The sequence below is a fragment of the Stenotrophomonas cyclobalanopsidis genome, assembly GCF_008710035.1.
In the GTDB taxonomy this organism is placed as follows: Bacteria; Pseudomonadota; Gammaproteobacteria; order Xanthomonadales; family Xanthomonadaceae; genus Stenotrophomonas; species Stenotrophomonas cyclobalanopsidis.
This window is the reverse complement of the sequence record NZ_VYKI01000025.1, coordinates 42,355-51,051: the sequence shown is the minus strand read 5'-3', so window position 1 is coordinate 51,051 and position 8,697 is coordinate 42,355. Positions and strand designations below refer to the sequence as shown.

The window sequence follows — 8,697 nt, the reverse complement described above, 5'->3', positions numbered from 1 at the left end:
GGGGGGGTGCGCGCCTGGGGGGGCGCGAGCGGGGCTACTTGTCTTTTCTCCCGCCGCCCCCCACACCGGCCCCCACCCCGCCAACCCACGGAAGGCACGCATTTGACGTTGCCGTTGCCGTGGCTTCTGCAGGTGCAGGGCTGCAAGCCCTGCCGAACACCACCCTACTTCGCCTGCTCGCAGAACTTCTGCCGGTACTCCAGTGCCTTCGGCATCAGCGCCTGCAGGTTCTGGATCCGCGTCCCCGGGTTGGGATGCGTCGAGGAAAACTCCGGCGGCGACTGCCCGCCACTCGCCTGCCCCATCCGCTCCCACAACGGCACCGCCTCGCGCGGGTCGAAACATGCCGCTGCCGCCAGCATCAGCCCCACCTCATCGGCCTGGGTCTCGTGGCTGCGCGCATATGGCAGCAGGTACCCATAGCCCATCGCCGACATCATCATCTGTTGCTGCTGCGCATCCATGCCGCTGGCCGCACCTGCTACCTGGCCGATCTGCGTCAGCTTCTGCTGCGCCATCCGCTGCGCACCATGGCGCAGCAATGCATGGGCAATCTCATGACCCATCACCACCGCCATCGCATCGGTCGTGCGCGCCACCGGCACCAGGCCGGTGTACACCGCCATCTTGCCGCCCGGCAGGCAGAACGCGTTGGCCTGGTCGGACTGGATGACGTTGACCTCCCAGTCGAAATCGCGCGAGAAGTGTCCGGGCTGCAGCCCATGTTCCTGCGCCAGCGAGGTCTCCACCACGTCCACCTTGGCGATCAAGCGCTGGGCGATGGCGCGGATGTCGCGGGACATCGGCGCGTCGGCGGGCAGCGGCGGTTCTTCGGCGAGGATCTGCTGGTAGGCCTGCAGGCCCAGCGCTTTTTCCTGGCTGGCATCCAGGCTGCTGTCGATCAGCACCTTCTCACCGGTATAAGGGTCTACAGCGCGATTGGAAAAGAAGTAGAACGCTGCGTAGCCGGCCGCCAGCAGCAGTACCCACCAGCGGATGTTGCCGAAGAGGCCACGGCGGCCAGGCTGCGGAGAGCGTGAGGGGGAATCGTTGCGCATCATCAGGCCTTCAGGCGGATCCCGCGGAACAGCGGGGACGGCGCCATCTTAGGGCTCAAAGGTGAAGCCGGCGTCTGATCAGATGCCGCGCACCAGGCGGAAGCCGATGCGCGCGCTGGTGGTGTCCGAATCCTGCGACTGGCGCCAGGCGGCGCGGGTCTGTTCCGGGGCATTGGCCCAGTTGCCACCGCGGATCACCCGAGAGCGGCAGCCGGGGTTGAACCAGGCCGCACCATCGGACGGCGCGCGCCGGTAGCTGGCGTGCCAGCAGTCGGCCACCCACTCGCTGAGGTTGCCGGACAGGTCATGCAGGCCGAAGGCATTGGCCTGGAAGGTCGCCACCGGTGCCGGCCCCCACCAGCCATCGCCATAGCCGACGAAGGCGTTCTGCCAGTGCCGGCCCGACGGCGAGACGTCGCGGCTGCCGGTGAAGTTGCCGTTGCCTTCCGGCGGCAGGCCGGCATCACCCCAGGGGTAGCGGCCACTGTTGCCACCGCGCATCGCGTATTCGAACTCGGCTTCGCTGGGCAGGCGGTAGGAGCGCCCGGTCTGCTCGGACAGCCACGTAGCGTAGTTCTCGGCGTCGCGCACGCTCACATGCATCACCGGGGAATTGCCCATCGCCCGGCCGCCGTCGTAGTCCGAGCGCCAGTCCACGCCGCTGCGGCGGATGAAGTTGCCGCTGCGCTCGTCGTAGACCACCGAATGGCCACGCCGCGTCGCGCGCGGACGGGCGTTGGTCGCCTTCACGTAGCGCTCGAAGTCACTCACGGTGACCTCGGTGATGGCCATCGCAAAGCCGCGCTCGAAGCGCACGTAGTGCGAAGGCCGCTCGGCGTCGCTGGCGCCAGGCTCGGTATCGCCGGCGCCCATCTGGAAGCCGCCATGCGGCACCACGATCATCTGCGGGCCGCGGCCGCCGTCACGCAGCGCATCGCTGAACACCTGGCCGGGGCGGAAACTGCCGTAATGGGTGGCCAGGTCGATGCGCTCGCGCAGCTGTGCCACCACCGGGTCACCCGGCAGGGCGATGCGCAGGGCTTCGGCCAACTTCTCGCGCGCCGGCTTCAGGCCCTGCGGAGTGGTCAGGTCGCGCAGACCACCGTCGCGCAGCTGCACCAGGGCGGCGGCACGGATCTGTTCGATGCGCTCGAAGGCATCGGCAATCGTCGGCGAGGAATCGCGCACTTTGCTGGCCTCGGCCAGCCAGGCACCGGCGCTGGCGAAGTCGCGCGCGCGCGCCGCGTCCTCGGCACGACGGATCAGCCCGCTCTCGGCCGCGGCCAAGCCCTGCCGCGCACGCCGGTTGTGCTCGTCCAGGGCCAGGGCTTCACGGAAGTTGGGAATCGCACCGTCGCCGTCTTCACCGATGCGGTCGGCACGCAGGTCCTCCTCACCGGCACGGTTGTAGGCCACCACGCGCTGTGCGGTCTCCACCCGGCCCTGCAGCGCGCGCACGTTCTCGTCCTTCGGGGCAAGGGTCAGCAGCACCAGCGCCTGGCGGCTGGCCTCGGCCAATGCTTCGCGCTGCTTCAGCGGCCGCGCCAACAGCGCATCGGCCTGCTGCAGCAGGCGCTGCCGGGCACGCTGCAGCCCGGCACGGGCCTGGCGATCGTCCGGGTCGACCTCCTGCACGGCCAGCCACAATGGAATGGCCGCCTCGGCATCCTCATACAGGTGGTCGCGGGCGAAGGCCTGCTCGGCCGCACGCCGCAGCTGTGCCTGGCTGCGCTGCTGCCGGTCCACCCGCGGCGGCGTCCACTGCTGGATGTTCTCGGCCGCATCGTCATCGGCGATGGTCACCGTGCCCTGCCCCGGTGCCGGTGCCGGCTGCTCCCGGGCCGGACGCTCGTCACCGGCCCCGTCCGCGGGCACCGGAGGCGGCGGCGTGCAGCCGACCAGGGCCACGGCCAGGGCGGTGCACAGCGCGGACGACAGCGGAAAACGCAAGCGGGAGCTCCTTCAACACGGACGCGGACCGACGTTAGGCTATTCTCCCCTGCCTGAGCAAACCCGAGTAGTAGGCCCTGACCCGTGGCAACCTGGATCACCACCCCCGCCGAGCTGGACACGTACCGCCAGCAGCGCCCGAGCCGCATCGGCCTGGACACCGAATTCATCCGTGAACGCACCTTCTGGCCGCAGCTCGCGCTGGTGCAGATGGCCGTCGGCGATGACATCCTGCTGATCGACCCGCTGATTCCCGGCATGCCCGAAGCGCTGGCGCCGTGGCTGGCCGACGAATCGATCACCAAGGTGATGCACAGCGCCAGCGAAGACCTGGTGGCCTTCAAGTGGACCTGCGGGGTGATGCCGCGGCCGCTGTTCGACACCCAGATCGGCGCGGCGCTGGCCGGCATCGGTGCCGGCATGGGTTACCAGAAGCTGGTGCAGGAAATCACCGGTGTCGCCCTGGCCAAGGGTGAGACCCGCTCGGACTGGATGCGCCGGCCGCTGTCCGAATCGCAGCTGCAGTACGCCGCCGACGATGTCGAGCACCTGTTCGCCCTGCATGATGCGATCGACGGCAAGCTGCAGGCACTGGGCCGCCAGCAGTGGCTGCACGACGATGCCGAGCGCCTGCTGGCCAGTGTCGCCAATGATGAAGAGCGCTGGCCGCACCTGGGCATGCGTGCGGCGCAGTTCCTCGATGCACCGGCCCAGCACCGCCTGCTGCGCCTGCTGCGCTGGCGTGACGTGCAGGCACGCAGCAGCGACCGCCCGCGCAGCTGGATCCTGGACAACGAACTGGCCGCAACCCTCGCGCGCACGCCGCCAGCCGATGCGGCCGCGCTGGGCAAGCTGTTCGAGCAGTTCCCGAAGGCACCGCGCAAGCTGGCCGGCGCGGTCTGGCAGGCGCTGTCCACGCCGCTGGACGACGAAGCCGATGCGCCGCTGGCCATGCAGGCCACCGACACCAACAAGCAGCTGGTGAAGAAGCTGCAGGATGCGGTGGCCGAGCGCAGCCGCGAACTGGGCCTGGCCGACGGCGTGCTGGCCTCGCGCAAGCACCTGGAAAGCTACCTGGAGCGCCACCAGTGGCCGGCGGCCCTCGCCGGCTGGCGCCAGCAGGAACTGGAAGCCCGCCTGCAGGCCTTGCTGCCGGCACGTTGATGGCACAAGGCACCTGACCACGCCAGCGCCATCAGCACCACATCCCGGCAGGGTAGAGTCGACCGTTGGTCGACTAAAGCTGGACCGCTGGAGCAGTCGACTGACAGTCGACTCTACCCCGCTCGTCCATCCGCTCGCGGAAACGACAACGCCCCGCGGGTGCGGGGCGTTGCCGGGTGCTGCATGGAACCGGTGCTTACCAGTTCATGTTCAGCGAGACACCTACGGTGCGCGGTTCGTTGTAGACCGCGGCCATGTAGTTCTCGATCACGCCCTTGAGGTTCTTCTCGTTGGTGATGTTGCGCGCGAACAGCGCCACTTCGTAGGCACCGTAGTTGCCGGAGTAACCGAGCTTCAGGCCGCCTTCGAAATCACCCTTGGAGTTGAACTCCTTGCTGTCGTACAGGACGAAGCTGGTGTAACCCTGCTTGTTCCAGTCGGTGGACACGAACATGGTGCCGGCATCGCTGACCGGGAAGTCATAACGCGCAGCGAAGTTAACGTTGTACTTCGGCGCGTTCGGCAGCGGGTTGCCGTCGATCTGGGCAAAAGTGTTCGCACCGACCCTGATGGTCGGGTCGTTCACCGTGCACACCACGGCGCCGTTCAGCGCGCAGACCTGCGCATACACTCGCTTGTCCTGGATCTCGCTGTGCAGCAGGCTCAGGCCGGCGCTCAGGGTCAGGTTCGGGATCGGGCGCAGTTCCATGTCGGCTTCAAAGCCGTAGGCCTTGGCCTTGTCGGCGTTGAACAGCACGCCGTTGCCGTCCGAATCGTTGCCGTTGAGCTGGATGTCGTTGACGGTGTAGGTGAACGCGGTGGCGTTCAGGCGCAGGCGGTTGTCCCACAGGCTGCTCTTTACGCCCGCTTCCCACGACAGGATCGTTTCCGAATCGGCGGTGGTGAAGTCGGCGTTGAACACGGCCGAACGGCCCTGGATGGTCGGGCCACGGAAGCCACGTGCCACCTTCGCGTAGACGCTCACGTTCGAGTTGAACTGGTACATCGCGCTCAGGTCCCAGCTCGGGGTGGTATCGGACATCTTCACGTCCGTACGGCCCTTGTAGGTGACCACGCCGGCCGCGGTGTCCGCGGTCTTCAGCAGACGGGTGTGCTTCTCGTCCTTGGTCTGGCGCAGGCCGGCGGTGATGCTGAACCTGTCGGTGAAGGCATAGCTGATCTGGCCGAAACCGGCCCACGAGGTGTTCTTGTTGCGCAGGCGCACCCAGTTGTTCGGGTTGCGGGCCGCGCCCTGCAGGAACCAGGCGCGCTGGTAGAAGTCGGTGGTGTCGCTGCCGTTGAAGTAGAACGCGCCGGCCTGCCACTGCAGGGCGTTGTCGTCATGGCTGGCCAGGCGGAATTCCTGGGTCCACTGGTCCAGGTCGCGGATCTGGCCCATCGACTGGCCGTAGCCGTTCGGCACGCCGTTGACCGGGAAGTTCACCGCGGCGCCGCCGTCGGTGTCGCCACGGCTGTATCCGGAGGTGGTTTCGTAGGCGGTGATCGAAGTGAAGTCGACCGCGCCGAAGTCATAACGCGCCTTCACCGAGCCGCCGTAGGTCTTGTAGGCCTGCGGGTTGTTGCCGGCTTCGTCGTAGGCGACCTTGTCGCGCGGCACGTCGGTCTGGTTCGAGCCCTTGGTCAGCGCGTTGCGCAGGAACAGGGTCGAAGTGCCGTCGTAGTCGCGGGCGTGGGCCGAGGCCAGGATCGAGAACTGGTCGCTGGGCTTGAGCAGCAGCTGCGCGCGCACGTTGCGGTCGTCGAAGCCGCCCATGGCGTTCTTCCTCGGGCTGACCGTGCCATCGGCGCTGGGGCCGGTGTAGGTGTTGTCGACGTAGTCGTCGCGGTGCTGGTACAGGGCCGACACGCGGAAGGAGGCGATGTCGTTGATCGGGCCGCCGAAGCCACCATCGACCGAGACACTGTTGTAGCTGGCGTAGCTGGCGCTGACGCGGCCGGTATACTCGTCGGTCGGCTTCAGGGTGTCGAACTTGACGATGCCAGCGGTGGTGTTGCGGCCGAACAGCGAGCCCTGCGGGCCGCGCAGCACTTCCACCTGGTCCACGTCATAGACCGGGTTGGACTTCAGCACCACGTGTTCCAGCACCACATCGTCCTGGATGATCGACACCGGCTGCGAGGCACCCAGGTAGAAGTCGATGTTGCCCAGGCCGCGGATGTAGAAGCGCGGGAAAATGCGGCCGGTGGTGGTTTCCGCATACAGGCTCGGCACGCGGCCGGACAGCGCCAGCAGGGTGTCGTCGCCGCCGGCGGTGAAGTCGCGCATGCGCTCGCCCTGCACCACGCCCACCGACACCGGCACTTCCTGCAGGTTCTGTTCGCGGTGCTCGGCGGTCACGGTGATCGTGTCCAGCGCGGTCGCGCTCGGCGCGTGGTCCTGCGCGGCGGCACCGAAGCTGGCGGCCAGGGCCAGGCCCGCACAGGCCAGGGCCAGCGGATGGCGACGGAAAGTAACAACGGACGACATGCCCGACGAACGGCGGGAATCGGTATGAGAAGGCATCGAGAGCTCTGAGGAGGCATCCGTGCGGCCTGCGCGAGCCGGGCGGTAGAAAAAGGGAGACGCTGCGCAAGCGCTCATTATCGCCCGAATTGTTACGATTTCGTTGCGCACCCCGTCGCAGTCCGCTTGCCGCCCGCTGCGGCAAAGTGGGCCGTGCGCCCTATTCCTGCGCCGCGTTGGCCGGTCCGGGCCCCAGCAGCGTACGTGCACCTGGCTGCCCATCGGCGCCCAGAGTCGCCACCGCATGCAGCAGATCCAGGCGGATGCGTCGCTCGCCCTCGTCCGCATCCAGCAGCAGGAACTCCTCCTTGTCAGCAGTGCTGACGGTGGTCCGCGCCCGCGCCACGAAACGGCTGCCATCGCTCAGTTCGACCTGCAGCAGGGCGCGGTGCAGGCAGGCGATTTCCAGCACATCGTGCAGGTCGCAATCCAGCGGGTGGTAGTCGGTCATGCGCTGCTCACCCATAGGTGAAGAACCAAAGTCTGTCACGCCTGAGCGCCTGCGGCCTGACCCGTCATTGCGGCAGCGCCGTCCATCATGGCTGTTCCGACCCGTCCTCCGGCCCGGCCTGCGCCGCCGTGCGCCACTGCCAGCGCAGCGGTGGCAGCCGCTCGCCCTGCGCACTGCGAAAGCCGCCAGGCACATCGGGATCATTGAGCAGGATTTCATAATCGCGGCCGGCAGCCATGCTGACCGGCATCACCAGCTCCCGACCGTCCGGGCTCCACTGAGGAGGCCCAAGGAAATCAGGCAGCTTTTCCCCGAACACGCCAATCGCACTGCGCATCGGCCGATCAAACTGCAGGCGCAGCTCGGCCTGTCCGGGCGCGACCCCAGCAGCGCCCCTGGCGGGCCAGTACCGGAGCCGCCACGCCTGCCAGGCCGGCGGCATCCGCGGCGCGGCCAGCACCTGCCTCAGCACAGCCACGCTCGCTCGTGCAAGGGTGCGTGCATGCCTGCCCATCGTTCAGCCAGCGCAGCCGTCCATTCGAACCCGCGCTGCACGTCCTCCTCCATCGCGCGCCGCGCAGCTTCGGGACGCGTGTGATCCAGGAAATAGCGGATCGTCAGCGCGCGCGCCACCGTTTCATACAGCACCGGTCTCCATTGGCCATACACACCCGGAATCACCCTCTGCTCAGCCGACGTTCGCAGGGCTCCCGCATTACGGTCCACCCAGGGATTGGCCCACGCGTGCGCTGTCTCGTGCACGAGCAGGCGCTGCACGGCTTCTGCATTCCACTGCACGCGTGCCGCATCCGGTGCCTGCCCGACCCCGATAACCGCCCAGGCGTCCATGCTGCCATCGGCGCGGACGACACGAGGTCCGTAGTTCCCACGGCCATGCAACGGGGCCACGATGACATGCAGCCGTACGACGTGTGCCATGCCTTCCAGCGCGCTGAACCAGGACAGGTCGACGCCATCACCCAGCGCAGCCTGCAGTCCCGCCGCAATCTGCTGCAGCTCGCCCCGTTGCGATGCAAAGAAAGCTGTCGCACGGCTGGCCTCTGCGAACGCGGCTAGGTCGCGCATCATCCGAGTGGCGGAGACCTCATCCCAATGGGTGGAAGCAACGGGCAGCCAGTCTCTGATGGGGACAGCCGGCGTCCACTCCGCATCGGCAGCCAGTACCGCCAACGCAACCGTATCTCCGTAGCCGATGTTGCGTTCGTGCCTGTACTGGCGCAACCGAAGAACCGCAGGGTGCGCGGCGAAGGGCACGAAATAAGCCGCTACAGCCGCATCGTAGGACGCGACACCCTCGCCTTGGAACTCCTCGAAGCCGGCCAGGCGAGCCACGACCGCAGCCAGCTCGATGCGTTCATCAACGGACACCAGAGGCGACCCAGGCTCCGCCGCATGTGTCACCGGGCACAGCGAGAGCAGCAACGCGAACAGCCAGCGGCGCATACAGGTTCCTTCCCTTGGGCATGAATGGCCCATGCTGACAGTTGTGGCGGCATGCCCGCAGTGGCGGAAGTCATCCTGCGCCGCGC

The 8,697-nt window shown here is 67.6% G+C and carries 7 protein-coding genes; 1 reads left to right on the top strand and 6 read right to left on the bottom strand.

Going from position 1 to position 8,697, the window contains the following annotated elements:
* Positions 1 to 164: 164 nt before the first annotated feature.
* Entirely contained in the window at positions 165 to 1,058 is an 894-nt protein-coding gene (locus tag FJU31_RS15785; RefSeq protein ID WP_150455576.1) for a M48 family metallopeptidase, read from the bottom strand.
* A 78-nt stretch (positions 1,059 to 1,136) separates the two neighbouring features.
* Positions 1,137 to 3,008 carry a formylglycine-generating enzyme family protein gene (locus tag FJU31_RS15780; RefSeq protein ID WP_150455575.1) on the bottom strand — a complete coding sequence of 624 codons (1,872 nt, stop codon included), beginning with the start codon at positions 3,006 to 3,008 and terminating at the stop codon, positions 1,137 to 1,139.
* Positions 3,009 to 3,092: 84 nt separating this feature from the next.
* Here FJU31_RS15780 and rnd point away from each other — a divergent pair, with 84 nt between their 5' ends.
* Entirely contained in the window at positions 3,093 to 4,172 is a 1,080-nt protein-coding gene (gene rnd / locus FJU31_RS15775) for a ribonuclease D (protein WP_150455574.1), read from the top strand.
* 196 nt (positions 4,173 to 4,368) lie between these two features.
* Here rnd and FJU31_RS15770 read toward each other — a convergent pair whose 3' ends face one another.
* The 4 genes from FJU31_RS15770 to FJU31_RS15755 all read right to left on the bottom strand — a co-directional run bounded on the left by FJU31_RS15770 (position 4,369) and on the right by FJU31_RS15755 (position 8,611).
* A complete protein-coding gene (locus tag FJU31_RS15770) occupies positions 4,369 to 6,696 on the bottom strand; it encodes a TonB-dependent receptor (RefSeq protein WP_150455573.1) in 2,328 nt (775 codons plus the stop codon).
* 160 nt (positions 6,697 to 6,856) lie between these two features.
* On the bottom strand, positions 6,857 to 7,147 hold the full coding sequence (locus FJU31_RS15765) for a Rho-binding antiterminator (RefSeq protein ID WP_150455572.1): 291 nt from the start codon (positions 7,145 to 7,147) through the stop codon (positions 6,857 to 6,859).
* Positions 7,148 to 7,232: 85 nt separating this feature from the next.
* The gene (locus FJU31_RS15760) at positions 7,233 to 7,625 is read right to left on the bottom strand and encodes a hypothetical protein (protein ID WP_150455571.1); all 393 of its coding nucleotides are present in this window, start codon (positions 7,623 to 7,625) and stop codon (positions 7,233 to 7,235) included.
* Entirely contained in the window at positions 7,613 to 8,611 is a 999-nt protein-coding gene (locus FJU31_RS15755; protein ID WP_188115512.1) for a DUF4932 domain-containing protein, read from the bottom strand. The genes FJU31_RS15760 and FJU31_RS15755 overlap by 13 nt, the downstream gene beginning before the upstream one ends.
* Positions 8,612 to 8,697: the final 86 nt, after the last annotated feature.